This window comes from Prolixibacter sp. NT017 (assembly GCF_009617875.1).
GTDB lineage: Bacteria > Bacteroidota > Bacteroidia > Bacteroidales > Prolixibacteraceae > Prolixibacter.
The window spans coordinates 2,199,059-2,214,566 of the sequence record NZ_BLAV01000001.1 but is presented as its reverse complement, the minus strand read 5'-3'; the positions used below and the strand labels follow the sequence as shown (position 1 = coordinate 2,214,566).

Annotated in this window: 10 protein-coding genes; 6 read left to right on the top strand and 4 right to left on the bottom strand. The window is 43.5% G+C overall.

Going from position 1 to position 15,508, the window contains the following annotated elements; all coding sequences use genetic code 11:
* Positions 1–15 precede the first annotated feature (15 nt).
* Together GJU87_RS09250 and GJU87_RS09245 are read right to left on the bottom strand one after the other, a co-directional pair.
* A complete protein-coding gene (locus GJU87_RS09250; RefSeq protein WP_153639259.1) occupies positions 16–1,194 on the bottom strand; it encodes a T9SS type A sorting domain-containing protein in 1,179 nt (392 codons plus the stop codon).
* On the bottom strand, positions 1,194–3,209 hold the full coding sequence (locus tag GJU87_RS09245) for a hypothetical protein (RefSeq protein WP_153639258.1): 2,016 nt from the start codon (positions 3,207–3,209) through the stop codon (positions 1,194–1,196). The genes GJU87_RS09250 and GJU87_RS09245 overlap by 1 nt, the downstream gene beginning before the upstream one ends.
* A 402-nt stretch (positions 3,210–3,611) precedes the next feature.
* On the opposite strand from GJU87_RS09245, the gene GJU87_RS09240 reads away from it, so the two are divergent.
* The 5 genes from GJU87_RS09240 (at position 3,612) to GJU87_RS09220 (ending at position 13,661) form a co-directional block, all read left to right on the top strand.
* A complete protein-coding gene (locus tag GJU87_RS09240; RefSeq protein WP_255454198.1) occupies positions 3,612–6,959 on the top strand; it encodes an exodeoxyribonuclease V subunit beta in 3,348 nt (1,115 codons plus the stop codon).
* A 47-nt stretch (positions 6,960–7,006) separates the two neighbouring features.
* The gene (locus GJU87_RS09235) at positions 7,007–7,501 is read left to right on the top strand and encodes a PaaI family thioesterase (protein ID WP_153639256.1); all 495 of its coding nucleotides are present in this window, start codon (positions 7,007–7,009) and stop codon (positions 7,499–7,501) included.
* Positions 7,502–7,789: 288 nt separating this feature from the next.
* A complete protein-coding gene (locus tag GJU87_RS09230; protein WP_228491927.1) occupies positions 7,790–10,465 on the top strand; it encodes a hypothetical protein in 2,676 nt (891 codons plus the stop codon).
* 48 nt (positions 10,466–10,513) lie between these two features.
* Complete coding sequence (locus tag GJU87_RS09225) at positions 10,514–11,389, top strand: esterase family protein (protein WP_153639255.1); 876 nt, start codon at positions 10,514–10,516, stop codon at positions 11,387–11,389.
* Between the two features lie 193 nt (positions 11,390–11,582).
* Positions 11,583–13,661 carry a tetratricopeptide repeat protein gene (locus GJU87_RS09220; RefSeq protein ID WP_153639254.1) on the top strand — a complete coding sequence of 693 codons (2,079 nt, stop codon included), beginning with the start codon at positions 11,583–11,585 and terminating at the stop codon, positions 13,659–13,661.
* An 11-nt stretch (positions 13,662–13,672) separates the two neighbouring features.
* On the opposite strand, the gene GJU87_RS09215 is transcribed toward GJU87_RS09220, so the two are convergent.
* Together GJU87_RS09215 and GJU87_RS09210 are read right to left on the bottom strand one after the other, a co-directional pair.
* Entirely contained in the window at positions 13,673–14,281 is a 609-nt protein-coding gene (locus tag GJU87_RS09215) for a lysine exporter LysO family protein (RefSeq protein ID WP_153639253.1), read from the bottom strand.
* A 3-nt stretch (positions 14,282–14,284) separates the two neighbouring features.
* Entirely contained in the window at positions 14,285–14,563 is a 279-nt protein-coding gene (locus tag GJU87_RS09210) for a LysO family transporter (RefSeq protein WP_153639252.1), read from the bottom strand.
* Between the two features lie 438 nt (positions 14,564–15,001).
* On the opposite strand from GJU87_RS09210, the gene GJU87_RS09205 reads away from it, so the two are divergent.
* Positions 15,002–15,502: a hypothetical protein gene (locus tag GJU87_RS09205; RefSeq protein WP_194831486.1), complete on the top strand. Its 501-nt coding sequence runs from the start codon at positions 15,002–15,004 to the stop codon at positions 15,500–15,502.
* Positions 15,503–15,508: the final 6 nt, after the last annotated feature.

The window sequence follows — 15,508 nt, the reverse complement described above, 5'->3', positions numbered from 1 at the left end:
AAAACAAATTTCCTATTATCGTATGACGATTTTACGTGTCACAATCTTTGGATTTTCTTTGAAGAATATTTTAACAAAATACACTCCTTTAGGCGAATTGGTAAAGTCATATTCATGAATTCCCTGGTCGATTTGGCCGGAGTATAATAGCTGACCAGCCATGTTGGTGAATTGCATATCCATCATTCCTTCGGCAGGAGCAATGACTTTAATGGAGAAAGCACCATTATTTGGGTTCGGGAAGACAATTACATCGGAGAAGTCAGAAGTACCCAAATCGCCAGCGGTGAATTTTCCAAAATCACTGGTCGTGAAGGTGAAACTATGAGTCACCGGGTTGAGTTCACCATCGAAACGCGGCCACATTTGTCCGTTATTCTCAAAGAAACGCATGGCGTAAATTTGAGTTGAATCACCAAAAACTTCTTCCGGTGCATAGTGAAATGTGAGGTCAGCTTTGGGATTATCTACTCCGCTTACCTGCACATCCCAGTATTTTTCCAAGTAGTTTTGCGGACTGGTATTAGCGTCCAGTTTTTCCGGTTTAACCGAAAGCATAACGATACTACTGCTGTAAAAAGTACCCGATTCCCAGGCAACATCTACCGGAGAATAATGTGCGCCTTTTGATGTACTTCCTACCGGGAAAGTAATATCCTCTTGCTGCGCCATACTTTTAATCATCCGGCCGGTTCCCGAAGTGACGACCATTGACTGATCTCCCGGTGTTCCGGAGGTAACCGCATTTTTGTACAGGACTAAGTCCTGGTCGCCGACATCGATGTATCCTTGTTGAAAATTCAAATCGTTGATAATACGAACATTGGTTTGCAGAAGCGTTGTTCCTGTTCCGTTAAGCTCCAGGTTGTATACCAGAAACGGGTTGGATGAATTGCTGCTGATAACCTGTGTTCCTGCTCCTGTCAAAATCAGGTATCCTTCGGATATACGGAACAGATTGTCGGAATGATTAATGATGTCACCCGAAATGCTGAGATTTCCGTTTAGCTGAATTTTGGGAGCGATATTATTGGACGGCTCACTAAGCATGGAACCCTGTATATTCACGTCAGCGCCTTTGGTAATCACAATCTGTGCACCACTGTTATGAAAAACAGCTTGCTGTGCATCTGCTTGTGTTCTCACAAGAAGTGAACAGGCAAAGAGGAGTGTTATGTAGATGAGTCGACTCATTACTGAATAACGAATTTCCGGATTGCGTAAAACTGGTATTTGCTTGATTTCAATTGACCTGCAGTGATAGCTGTTCCGGTTGAACCATCGAATGCTACGGCTTTAGATGCATCAACTTCTGTTGAAGTCCAGTAATAAGCTGACTGGATAAATCCTGAGGGCAATTGGGCTTGTGCCGCATATAATAAAGCCATTTCCTCTTGAGAGGGTAGGTACCAGTCTGTTTTTAGTTCGTACGTATAACTTGCACAGAATGGTGCAGCATAGGTCGTATTACTTGCCAGCGCTGTATTGATCAGTGATGTATTGGATGATCCGTCAATGCTGGTTGCACCAATCATCTGGTCGATCGGTCCCCATTCAAGGCCATTAAATACCTGTTCTGCGACAACATAAACCTCATTGGTCGAGTTGTTGATATAGAAGATAATACCACCTTCCAGTTTATTTCCAACTTTGATTTCGGCAGGTCTGCCGGTATAGGTCATCCAGTGAGAACCGTTATAGTAAAGAGGTTGGTGTAGCGAAGTACAATATACCATCAAACCTTCAGCGGGTGAGGCTATGGCATCAATTTGCGCCAGCGTCATTCGCGGAGGAAGAAAACCTTGCGTAGTGGAATTTACTTCCATAATGGCTGATGCTTCCGGCTGAGTTGTTGCTCCGACCGTTACTTTACCATCTGTAGATATTTTGTTAAAGCCGCTAACGGACTTATCGCTTCCGGCAACGATTGCTTTATTCGCTTCTACGGTACCGGCAGCGCCAAAGTCAGCACTGGAAACCGAATTGTTTTCCAATGTCTGTACACGAGTGTCCAAACTGGAAATATTAGACTGATTGGTTTGAGCCGTTGTAGTAACCGCTGTTACAGCCTGATCGAGCAAAACGTCAGCGTTATTCAGGTCAGTTGCACTGGTGATAACGTTAGTTCCGGCATTGGCGGTATAACTACCGTCGGTTCCCAATCCAGCGCCGGCCTGAGTATTATCCAACTCCGCTTGAATGTTTGTAGTCTGTTGCTGTACATTAGCTACATCTTGAGAGAGTTGTGATACATCCTGATTGTTGGTTTGGACATCAGCCATTACTGAGCTGATAGCCTGGTCCAATAGATTATCAGCGTTATTCAAGCTGGTGGCGGTTCCAATATAAGTTGCGCCACTGTTAGCCGAATAGGTCCCATCGGCATTCAAGCCGGCTCCGGCTTCAACCGCGTCTATTTCGGTTTGTGTGGATGTATTAGAAGCAAGATTATTGACCTGCGTTTGCAGATTCGAAATGTCAGATGTATTTGTTGAAATATTGGACGTATTTGTGGCAATCGCATTTGTATTGTTGGTAACCCGTGTGTTTAAGTTGACAAGGGCTGCACTGTTTGTCGCGGTGGAATTGGTAACCGTAGTCAATTGATTATCCAACAGTGAATCTGCTTCATTCAGTGAAGTAGCTGTCGAAATATACGTAGCAGTCGGATGATTAAGGTAGGCGCCATCAGTTTGGTTCAAACCTGCCCCCTGACGAGTCGCAATTATATTTACCATATAATTGGCATTGGTACCGGGTTGCTGGGCTATCGCTGTAAAAAGATCATCTATAACTTTCAAGTTTTTATCCAATATAGAGTCGGCACTCTTGTATGATGTTGCCTTGTCTATATAATAAGCGGAAGTCTGCGGAACATATTCCGTCGATGAAATACTTTTCCAATCAGCAGCAGCAGCATCCCAATAATATAATCCAATGTTGGGGTAAAGCGCCGAAGCGGTTTTGTTCCATACCAACAATCCTGTGGGTTTCGTTCCAGCAACCGGATCGTTTGGAGCAACCAGGTCTACACGGGGGATAAGCAGACCTTTGGTGTTGGAATAAATATCCAGAACTGCTGTTGAGTCCGGACTATGAGGTTCATCACTTACTGAAACATTTTGAGCCACAGTGATACCGGGGGTGAAAAATAGAAGTAACCCGAACAACAACAAGTAACTTACTTTCTCAGAATTTAGGATTTTCATGCTTCCGTATTTGTGAATTGGGTTAGTCAAACTGTGAAACTTCTCGAATTTTGAGCTTGCTAACATAACATTTTTTTGGTAATTCAGAATTACCCTTTGCCTTTAATAACGTACCATAATGTCAAAAATTATGTAATTATGACGCGAATTAATAAAAAGCAAGATTTAACAGGTTAGCCATTGGAGATAATCTGGTCAGCTCAGTAATCAGAACCTCAGTTGTTTCGCGGTGTGCAGAGAAAGCAATAGTCATAAAATGGATAAATGCGAAGTGTGTAAAAAAAATTTCCGGAGATGTTTTCTACTTTTACAGAAGTGAACTGAAAGTTGTCATTCTTCATCAATAATAATGGTTTTGAGGACAGTTTGACTCCTTAAATGAAGCAAAATTCTGTTGAAATAATGTCTAATTTGAAAATATATAAAGCGTCGGCCGGGTCAGGAAAAACGTTTCAGATAACACGTGAATATCTGAAGCTTATTTTTCAGGAATCAACAGCGTACCGGCATATTTTGGCCGTAACATTTACCAATAAGGCTACGGCCGAAATGAAGGGCAGGATACTTAGTGAACTGTATCTATTGGCTAGCGGACAACCTTCGCAGCATCTGGATACATTGACGACGGTTTCCGGAAAGACGGAAGAAGCTATTCGAAAAAACGCTAATCAAATCTTAAAATCGGTTTTGCATGATTACTCGCGTTTTTCTGTCAGCACCATCGATAGTTTCTTTCAGCGGGTAGTACGCGCTTTTACACGGGAAATCAGGCTGCATGCCTCGTTTCGAACCGAATTGGATCACCGGGCAATTTTAGAAGAAGCAGTAGAACGTCTGTTTCTCGGTATCGATGACAACGAACTGCTTCGGGAGTGGTTCCTCGATTTTGCCGAGCAGACGCTGCAAGTTGGTCAGAACTGGAATTTTAAGCAGCACATTCTCGAGCGGGGAAGCGAAATCTTCGGTGAAGCGTTCCGAACATTTGATGACGAACTGATTACCCGAATGGAAGACAAGGAATTTTTGGCTGATTATGGAAAGAAGCTGAAGAAGATTACCGAGGAGTTTGATGAGCGAATGGCAGACATCGGCCGGAAAGGGATCGCTTTGATGACCCGTCTTGGTTTGAGGCCGGAGTCCTTCAAATATGGCAAAACTTCATTTGCTTCTTATTTTCCAAAATTAACGGAAGGGAAATACGAACCAGGTGCCCGGGTCTTAAAAGCTGTTGACAATCTCGATGATTGGTCGACCAAAACGACAGAGTCGGCTGTGAAGAATGCCATTGATGCAGTATATGATGAAGGATTGAACAGTCTGCTAAAAGAAGCATTGCAATACTACAAGGATGAATTTCCGAAAGTAGAGTCGGCAAATGCTGTTCTTCCCAACTTATATACATTAGGTGTTTTAACCGATTTGGCCTCCAAAGTCAAGGAAATATCGCTGGAGAAAAATATCCTCATTTTGAGTGATACTGCTCAGTTGCTAAACAAGGTAATAGCAGGTAGCGATACGCCGTTTGTTTACGAAAAGATGGGGTCGGTTTACCAGCATTTTATGCTTGACGAGTTTCAGGATACGTCGCGAATGCAATGGCATAACCTGAATCCGCTGGTGGAGAATTCCCTGGCGGAAGGCGGACAGAATATGGTGGTAGGGGATGTGAAGCAGTCGATTTACCGTTGGCGGAATGGAGATTGGAATCTGCTGGCTAACCAATTGGAACACGATTTTCAACACTACGGGCTCGATAAAGTAACACTCGGCACCAACTGGCGAAGCACCAAAAATGTTATCGACTTTAATAACATCATCTTCCGGCAGGCCGCTGAGTTCCTGCAGGAAGATGTAAACACTCAACTGGAATCTGCCGGTGATATTCTTGAGAATAAAGGAGATTTTGAAGATTTGATAGCCAAAGCCTATGCCGATCATTTTCAGAAGTGTGCCAGAAGTAAAGGTGATGAGGGATATGTGCGCATCGACTTAATGGAGAATGAAGGAAACAAGGAAGATTTTCGGCAAATGGCCATCGAGAGAACTATTTCAGACATCGAGAATATGCAGGAGCTTGGTTATGAGCCCGGCGATATGGCTATTCTCGTCCGGAATAAACGGGAAGGTGCAGAAATAGCCCGGGCTTTGCTGGAGAAAAAGCTGGCCAATCCCAATACATCTTACAGTTACGACGTGATTTCAAATGATTCACTGTTTGTGGGTAATGCTGCTACCGTGAAGTTTGTATTGAATTATTTTCATATTCTGGCCGGGCCGAAAAATAAAATCCGGGAAGCGGAGATGATACACGAGTTTTTCTTCTACCTGCTTCCTTCCATGTCACAGCAAGAACAGGCGTTGTTAAAAAACGAAGGAAAACCACAGCTGGATTTATTTGGAGCGTCCAATTCGGAGCAGGATGAAATGGCTGCTTGGTATTTCGATTACATGAATAACATGCCGGCACTGTTTAAGCCCTGGCTGGGAGATGAAGAAAGTGTTGCTTTGAAGAATGAACTGAGGGGATTGCCGCTGTACAACCTGGCCGAACGGTTGATTCGTGAGTTCCGATTGAATGCTATTTCAGGGGAATGGCCGTATTTACAGGCGTTCCTGGATATTTTGCTGGATTATACGCGAACAGAATCGGCCGATATCAACTCATTTATCGATTGGTGGGAGAGTACTGGGTTTAGTAAAACGATTAGTGTAGCGGAAGAACAGAATGCCATTCGGGTGTTAACCATTCACAAATCGAAGGGATTGGAGTTTCCGGTGGTCTTTATTCCGTTCTGCGACTGGCCGGTTTATCCCGACCCAAAACACGCTCCGCATTTGTGGTGTAAGCCTAAAAGCGAGCCCTTGAATGAACTGGCACTCGTTCCGGTGAAGTATAAAAAGAATCTGACCAATTCGTTGTTTGCGGAAGAGTACTTTACCGAGATGTTGTATAGTGCAGTCGACAATCTCAATTTGCTTTATGTGGCGTTTACCCGTGCCAGAAATGCTTTGGTTGTTTATGGAGCGTATAATCCCAAACTCACGAAAGGAGTGGGGAATTCGATGTCAGGACTACTGCAGCGTATTTTCGAAAACCCGCCGTTGCTCGATTCGGAAGACCGGCAGCATTATATCGATATTGCTGATTTTTGGAATATGGAAACCAAGTCTTTCGAGTTGGGAGTGCTCCAACCATCTGCACAGGAGAAGTCAACCACTGATTCGTTTGCCCTAACTAATTTTCAGTTGGGCGGAAAAGGAGATAGTCTGAAAATCCGGTTGCATAGTCAGGATTACTTTGAAATAAAGCCCAGCAATAAGTTAGAGAAAGTGAACTATGGGCAGTTGATGCACGAGATTTTTGAAAATATCATCACGGCAAAAGATATCGACAAAGCGTTGAGTCGAATGTTGTTCGAAGGAAAGATCGAGCAAGCCGAATTGGAACAGCTAAGAAGTGAGATTACTGAGAAGCTGGAAGATGATACCGTTCATTCGTGGTTTGATGGTAGTTGGAAAGTTCTTGCAGAGCGGGATATCCTTCGGGGAAAAGAACGGACCCATCGTCCCGACAGGGTAATGATGAAAGAGAACCAGTTAGTCGTAGTTGATTATAAGACCGGAAGCGAGAATGAAAAGAACCGGAAACAAGTAGCAGGCTATCTGATGGATATTCGTAAAATGGGATACACCCAGACGAAGGGATACGTATGGTATATTCAGGAAAATAAATTGGTTGAAGTTGATTGAATTTCCGACAAAAATTAAAACGTTCAAATAAAACTCATGATACAGATATGAAAAAAATTGTCAACCCATACGCGAAGGATACTTCCGGTGAATATCATTGTTTCGGCTGTTCACCCAGCAATCCGATTGGTTTGAAAATGCATTTTCACGAAGTGGAAGAGGGAGAAGTGATGTCGAAATGGATTCCTGAAAAGAAGTATGAGGGCTACCTCAATGTTTTGCACGGCGGAATCCAGGCAACCATGCTGGACGAAATTGCCAGCTGGGTGGTGTACACGCAATGTGGAACAGCCGGTGTTACTGCATCGATGGAAGTAAAATATCAGCAACCGGTGCTGATTGATAAAGGTGAAATCACGTTGAAGGCGAAATTGGTCGACCAGAACCGACGGTTGGCTACCATTCATGCGCAAATTATCAATCACGAAGGAAAGGTCGGCAGCGAAGGTACCATCAGGTATTTCCTTTTTCCGGTTGAAAAGGCAAAGGAATCGATGAATTATCCCGGTAAGGAAGCCTTCTTTGAGGATGAGGAGAAGTAGCTGTTTTAAGGAATTTTAGGAAAACTTTTATCGGCTTAACACCTTTATCGACCATCTTTGTAAGTAAAGAGAGGAAAATTTTTTTTTCATACATTTTGGTCAGGCTTGGTTAAAGGAGGCAGGGAATTGCAGGCAGCAATTCCCTTATTTTTTGCCATCTTTTTCAATAGTTGAATTCCCAAAAATATTCTTGTCCCGCTCTTCTTTTTCATTGTTGGTGTTCATTACCTTTGTGATTAGGTTATTACCGAAAAAATGGTGTAATTATAACGAAGAAAAAATAGCGTTGTGAAAAAGGGGTTTTTGCTTTTTATCACGATGATTTTGCTGGCGGGCTGTCATCGGGGAAACAGGCTGCTTTATAAAGCAGAGAATTATAAAGTTTATGGTAATCGCGTTGTACAGGGTAAGTACAAGGCTAAAGTTGTTTCGCCTACGAAAATGACATCTGATTACCAGAGTCCGGCCAATGAGAATTTCCCTAATTTCATTGAATTCAAGTTTGCGGTAAACGGAAAAGATAACGAGTTGCCGGTAGGGGTGAACCATACTTTTTTGTTGACTCCCGACAAAAACGGCGTGGTTAAGCTGCCCATGATTGAATTTGGCCAGAAAGGCAAGGATGAGACGCAATCGAATCCAACGGGTAGTTTGCCTGCCAACACCAAAATGGAAATCAGGCTCGATGCGCGAAACCTGATGAAGGATTTCAAAGAGAAAGGATTCCATGAATTTTCGAACGGTAGTCGCATTTACAAGGATGATTTTAAGGGGATTTTCATAGCGGGAAATTTATCGCCGTTAAGCTGGGATTTCGATAACCTGGCAACCCGCAAGCAGTTTCAGCTAACCGATCCGGATGGCGACGGCATCTATACCATCACGGTAGTGATGAATCCTTACGAACCTGAAAATTTTACGGCAAAGAAATGGAGTCTTGAGAATGATATTTCCGACTATCCTCAGTTGCACTCCGATATTCCCTTAGTCGATGCCATGTATAACCTGTCGCTCGATGAGACGGTAAAAGATATCGAGTCTGACGGAACGTTCCGAACCGGTGAATCGTGGCCGGGCGTATGGACGCGCGATGTGAGTTACAGCATTATTTTGGCGTATGCTTATCTGGAGCCGGAAGTAGCTAAAACCAGTTTGATGCGAAAAGTCAAAAACGGCCGGATTATTCAGGACACCGGAACAGGAGGTGCGTGGCCTGTGTCTTCCGATCGGAGCATTTGGGCAACAGCTGCCTGGGAAATTTACAAGGTTACCGGCGATCAGGAATGGCTGAAAGCGATTTATCCGATTATAAAAAACAGCGTTGACGACGACATTAAAACTCTGCTGAATAACCGGAATCACCTGATGATGGGGGAATCGTCGTTTCTCGATTGGCGCAAACAGACTTATCCTATTTGGATGAATGGTGTGGACATTTCTCAATCACGATGTCTCGGAACCAATGCAGTGCACTATCATACGCTGACGCTTCTTTCCCGCATGGCAACGATGATGGGTGATACAACGAATCGTTATGAGCAGTTGCCTGATTCCATCAAAGCAGATATGAATAGCCAACTGTGGATTCCGGAAAGAGGATATTACGGCCAGTATCTTTATGGTCGGAATAATTTCTCACTTTCGACCAGAAGTGAAGCGCTCGGGGAAGCCTTGTCCGTTCTGTTTGGTGTAGCTGATACGGCCCGGGTGCGGTCTGTTTTAGAAAAGACGCCTGTCGTCGAATATGGAATCCCAACCATTTACCCGCAAATACCCGGAATTCCTCCGTACCACAATAACAGTATCTGGCCGTTTGTGCAGGCATACTGGAACTGGGCGAATGCCCGTTTCGGGAATATGGCCGGGGTGGAACAGGGGCTTGCTGCACTTTACCGACCGGCGGCCCTCTTCCTGACCAACAAGGAAAATATGGTGGCCGGAAATGGTGATTTCAGAGATACACAGGTTAATTCCAACCGACAGTTGTGGAGTATTGCCGGCAATCTGGCGACGGTTTACCGTATTTTCCTGGGAATGAATTTTCAGGTAGACGGGATAAAGTTTACTCCCGTTGTTCCCAAAGCCTACCGGGGAAGTTTCGAAGTGTCGAATTTCCACTACAGGAACATGGATCTTTCCTTTAAAGTCAAAGGTTTTGGTGACGAAATCAGCCATTTTTCCATTGATGGGAAAGAAAGGAAAGAGCATTTTCTATCGGGAAACCTGAGCGGGAAGCATCAGGTTGTCATTGAAATGAACAATGAGATTCAACATGAAGGACGCATCAACCTCGTTACCAATCGGTTTTCACCGGCTGCACCAGCGCAGGTGAAACTAACGGGAGAGTATCTCACCTGGCGACCGGTAAAAGGAGCAGACAGCTATACAGTTTACCGGAACGGAAAATTCTTTCAGATGGTTAGTGATACTTCGGTACGAATTCCATTAACAACCCGGTTAGCAGAATACCAGGTGGAAACGCGCGGAAAAGCAGACAATTCATTTTTAAGCCAGCCAGTTGACGTTATTTCGCCACGAAGAGTGGTTAAAGTTGAGGCCGAAACAGTCGCATCAAAATCATCGCTCGATTATCATGGTTACAGCGGAAATGGTTTTGTAGAGCTAACGAAAAGTAAAAGCCGGAAACTCGTTTTCCACTTCACCGTAAGCCACACCGGAAAATACACCATCGATTTTAGGTATTCAAACGGTTCAGGACCGGATAATACCGATAACAAATGTGCCATTCGTTCGGTAAACGTCGATAATCATTTTGCTGGAGTAGCCGTTTTCGCGCAACGAGGGAAGGATGAATGGTCGAATTGGGGATGGAGCAATCCGATTCAGGTAGAACTGAAAGCCGGCAAAAATACGTTGACGCTATCGCTGGAAGATTTCAATGAAAATATGAATGGAGAAGTTAACAAGGCCATGCTCGATTATATGCGGGTGCGTCCTCTGTAGAGGAGACAAGAATTTCAGGAATCATAAACTAAAATTAAATCATAATCAATGAAGAAGTTGTTGCTATTACTGGTGTTGCTGGCATTTCAGGTTGTGGCATTTGCTCAGCAGGGCACTGTAGTGGAGAGTCTTTCGATGAAAAGTGACCTCCTGAACCGTGATGTAAAATATTCTATTTACCTGCCGCCGGGCTACGATGATTCACAGCGTGATTATCCGGTTCTTTATCTTCTACACGGATACTCTGATGACGAAACCGGCTGGATTCAGTTTGGCGAGGTTAATCGGATAGCAGATGAAGCCATTGACAGCGGTTCGTGTTCGCCGATGGTCATTGTTATGCCGGATGCCAAAGTAACGTGGTATTGCAACGACTATCAGGGAAAAGATCCGTACGAGGATATGTTTATCAAAGAGTTTATTCCGTTTATCGAATCGCAGTATCGCATTCGTTCAAAGAAAGAATTCAGAGCGGTTGCCGGATTATCGATGGGCGGCTATGGTGCACTGATGTATGCCATGAAGTATAATGATCTGTTTTCTTCGTGTGTCGCGTTCTCTTCCGGAACCTTCACCGATAAGGAGATTGTGAATATGCCCGATAAGAATTACACCATGTTCTTCGGCGATATCTTCGGAAAGAATCTGGAAGGTCAGGCCCGTATCAGCAAAAACTGGATTGAGCACAGCCCGCTGCATCTGGCTAAAGATATTCCGGCTGAAAAACTTCGCTCGGTAAGGTATTACATTGATTGTGGCGATGACGATTTCCTGTATAAAGGAAATTCAGCACTGCACGTATTATTGCGCGATTTGAAAATTCAACACGAATACCGCGTTCGCGACGGCTCGCACAGTTGGACATACTGGCGTACCGGATTACCGGCCGGACTGAAATTCATTAGTGAGTCTTTTCATCGATAGAGAAAAAGTTTTAACATATTATGGCCGCTGATAAGTTGTAACAACTTAAGCGGCTTTTTTTTGCTTTGTCGCCAGGCGTTTAATTTCTGTTAATTATTATTAAATTTGAGAAGATCGGACTGCCCATCTTCCATGAATTTTTACCGCTCAACAGGTAACCATTTGATAGAGAGCAGGATTAAATGTTAGAGCAATGAAGGTGAACCTATTAACGGGAATGTTGATATTTCTCTTCCTTATATTGGTAGGAGAAAAGCTTTATGCCGACGGCGATGCAAAAAAGGATTTGCCGGAGCTGACTGATAAATCAGCACTGACCGACCGGGATAAAATTGACATGTTGTTGAATTCGTGTGATGAAAATCTTTATTCCGATCCGCAGACAGTTAGGTTGCAGCTTCCCGGAATTTTGAGCTACGCCACGCGTGTAGGTTACGAAAAAGGTATTGCTGATGCCCGGCAATACTACGGTATTCTATATCAGCAGGACGGCGAATTGAGTCAGGCAATGTCTTCATACGAAGAGGCTCTGGCTATTTATGAAAAAATTGGTGATGAGCATGGTGCGGCACATGCGCATAATAACATCGGAAGCATTTTTCACCGAAAAGGAAAATACGTCAAAGCACTCCAGAATTATCAGGCAGCACTATATTACTACGATGCACATCACGTTATCCATCCGCTGATTACGACTTTGACTAACATTGCGAGTACTTACATCACTATTGGTTTGATTAATGAGGCTGAAGACTATAATAAGCGCGCCCTGGATTTAGCTGAGAAAAATGGATTTAAAGACAAGCTAGCAACTAGTTTGGTGAACATGGGCGTAATTTCGTCGAAGCGGCATAAGCTGACTGAAGCGAAACAATATTATGCACGAGCGCTCAATGTATACGACGAACTAGATAATCAAAGAGGTGTTGCCAACTGTTTGCTGAACATTGGGGTCATTTGGCAAAAACAGGGTAAGATGCCGATTGCGTTTGAACATACTCTTCAGGCAATGGCCTTATTTAAAGAGATGAATGATCATAGCCGTATTTCTCAGTGTATCAATAATATTGGTGTTATTCTTGAAAAAGTAGGTTCCTACGAAAAAGCCATTAATTATTATTCGGCTGCTCTCAAGATTGTTGGTGACATGGGGGTGAGCAATGAAGTAGCCCGGATTTATAAGAATCTATCGAAGGCTTATGCCGGTTTAGAGAATTACAAGGAAGCTCTGTATTACCACGAAAAATACAAGTCGTACAGTGACTCGGTTATCAGTCTGGCGAAGTCGCAGCAAATTGCCGAATTGCAGACGAAATACGAGACTCAGAAGAAAGAGCAGCTGATAGAACTTCAGCAAGCTAAATTGGAAAGGCAAAAACTGTTGGGGAATACTTTGCTGGGACTAACTATTTCTATCCTTCTCGTTGCCGGATTGATTATTTACGCTTACGTTCAGAAGCGTTTGGATAATGAGAAAATCACGCAACAGAATACCGAGATTGCCCGGCAGAATCAAATGTTGGCGATGCAGAAAAATATACTCGAGGAACTGAACCAAACCAAAGACAAGCTTTTCTCGGTCATTGGTCACGACCTGAGGGGACCGATCGCTAATATGCGCTCTATCTTCGATATGGTTCTCGAAGATGAGTTTACCGACAGGGAAGAGCTCTTCGATGTGATGAAGGTGTTGCGCGACAAAACCTGTGACACGCACAATCTGCTGGAGAATTTGCTCTATTGGTCTCGTTCGCAACAGGGACGAATAACACCCAATCACGGAGTTGTTGACCTGAGTGAGTTAGTTGAGGATTCACTTGACCTGATTAAAGCCGATGCCAAAGTAAAAGGCATCGATTTGGAAATTAAGATGGAAGGAGCTGTACTTTCGTATTGCGATGCGGATATGATAAATCTGGTAATGCGAAACCTGCTCAGCAACGCTATCAAATTTACGCCGTCGGGTGGCCGCATTATTCTGGAAATAGAACAGAGTGACCAGAATATTAAGGTGGCCGTAAGAGATACCGGCGTTGGTATTCCGAAAGAAAATATTCCCAAGTTATTTGATAAAGAAACCTATTTCACGACGTATGGAACCAACAAGGAGAAAGGCTCTGGCCTGGGCCTGAATCTCTGCCGTGAATTTGTGGAAGCCAATAACGGAAACATTGCTGTCGATAGTCAGCAAGGGAAAGGTTCGGTTTTCTACTTTACCTTACCATTGGCAGGTTCACGTCAGTTAGCCGACAGACAGTTTTCGGACGTTTAGTTCTCCGAAACTTACAGGCTTCTATGCAGAATAAATGTAATGATTACCGGCACCAATATCGTCAAAACAATTCCGCTGAAAAGCGATATGATGGCATAATCTTTTCCTGAATAGCGGGTAATAATTGGCAAGGTTGTATCCATCGCGGTAGCGCCACCACTCATAATGCCGGCCAGTTTTCCAAAATACTTGACAAACAAAGGTGTCAGCAACAACGTAGCTACTTCGCGGATGATATTTGAAAGCAAGGCCATCACGCCAAGTGTTTCGCCGTGCATTTGTGTAATGAAAATACTGGACAGGCTGTAATAGCCGTAGCCGGCACCAACCGCCATCGCTTCTCTGATAGTTAAGTTGGGAAGAAACAGCGAAACAAGCGTAACCCCGATAGCTGTTCCCACCATAACTCCGAGCGGTACCAGGAAGATTTTTAAATTGATGGTCTGGATAACCTTCCAGGATTTTCGATCGGCACCAATGCCAATTCCCACCAGAAACATCAGTATGTACAAAGCATACATGCTGAAATCTGTTTTTAGTAGAATCTCCGGAAGTGAATCCGTGACACCCAAAATAACTCCCAGTGCGAAGAAAGAAAGAATGATAAGACTGCCTTTCATGGTTTAGTTGTTATCGAGGTGAAAAAATACACGGTAAATTATCCATCCTGTGGCGATACTTCCAGCCAAAGCACCAACAGTTAGAAGAAGCGCTTGCAGGCCAATGGAATCGAGGCTTTGTATGACTTTTTCATTCGTCCCTACACTGACACCGAGTAAAAACAACAACAGATAGATGGCCCACGATATGAGTCTGTCGTTGACTTTCATTATCGATGGAAATTTCCCCAACCACAGTCCGGCCAAGATACCGGCAACCATTAAGAGTAAAACTGTAATCATTTGCTCTTTTTTCAATTTCGACCGGAGGCAAAGATAATACAAATCAATCCTTCCGGGAAAACGCAGTAATTCACAACGGCTTTGAAGGTAACGTTGTATGCTGTCACGAAAATATTTTTGAGTTTTTCACCGGAAGGTGAACCTTTTAAAATAGCCTTTGTTAACCTGTTATCCACGATTAATTAAGCGTTGTTGATTTATTTTTTGATGATTGAAAGTACAAGAAGTCATTAAAATGATGTGTACGATCTAACCATGGTATTCCGCCTTTAACCAGATTGGAAACCATGGTTTTTTTTATTTGCTTCTGTCATTATTTCCAGTTAGTAAAATCCCTTTATTTACGGCCTTTCTCATTCCTTTTTTGTACCTTTTGCGTCGGATTAGTTCTCGGGTAATCTCAAACGATTCGGCTAAAATCTATCAATGATGAAGAGGATGAAGTTATTTTTTACGGTGATATTAAGTCTGGCAACCCTGGTTGCTTTTGGACAGGAGAAACGCCCCGGTGTTTTTTATGGTGACGCGCAATATGGTACCAATCACTATATTCTGGATTTGAGTTGGGAGGGATTGCACAATTTTCCTGTTCAGGCACTTTCACCGAGCATTCGGGTACTGATTCTCGATCACAATAATCTGACGGAAATTCCCAATAACATTACTGCAATGAAGAATCTCAGGGCGTTGTCGTTGAGGGATAATGATTTGCGGTCGGTGAACAAGGTGCTTGAACTATGTGAGAACCTGGAAGAACTGTATCTGAATGATAATCCGAATTTGACGGAATTGCCTTATACGCTTTCCAATTGTAAAAAACTGAAATTAATCGATGTCAGCAATACAGGCATTCATCAACCACCTGCCTGGCTAAGGGGAATGAAACAGCTCTATTACTTTAAGTACACAAAAGTAGAAAGTGGGGATAAAAAGAAATAGCTACCG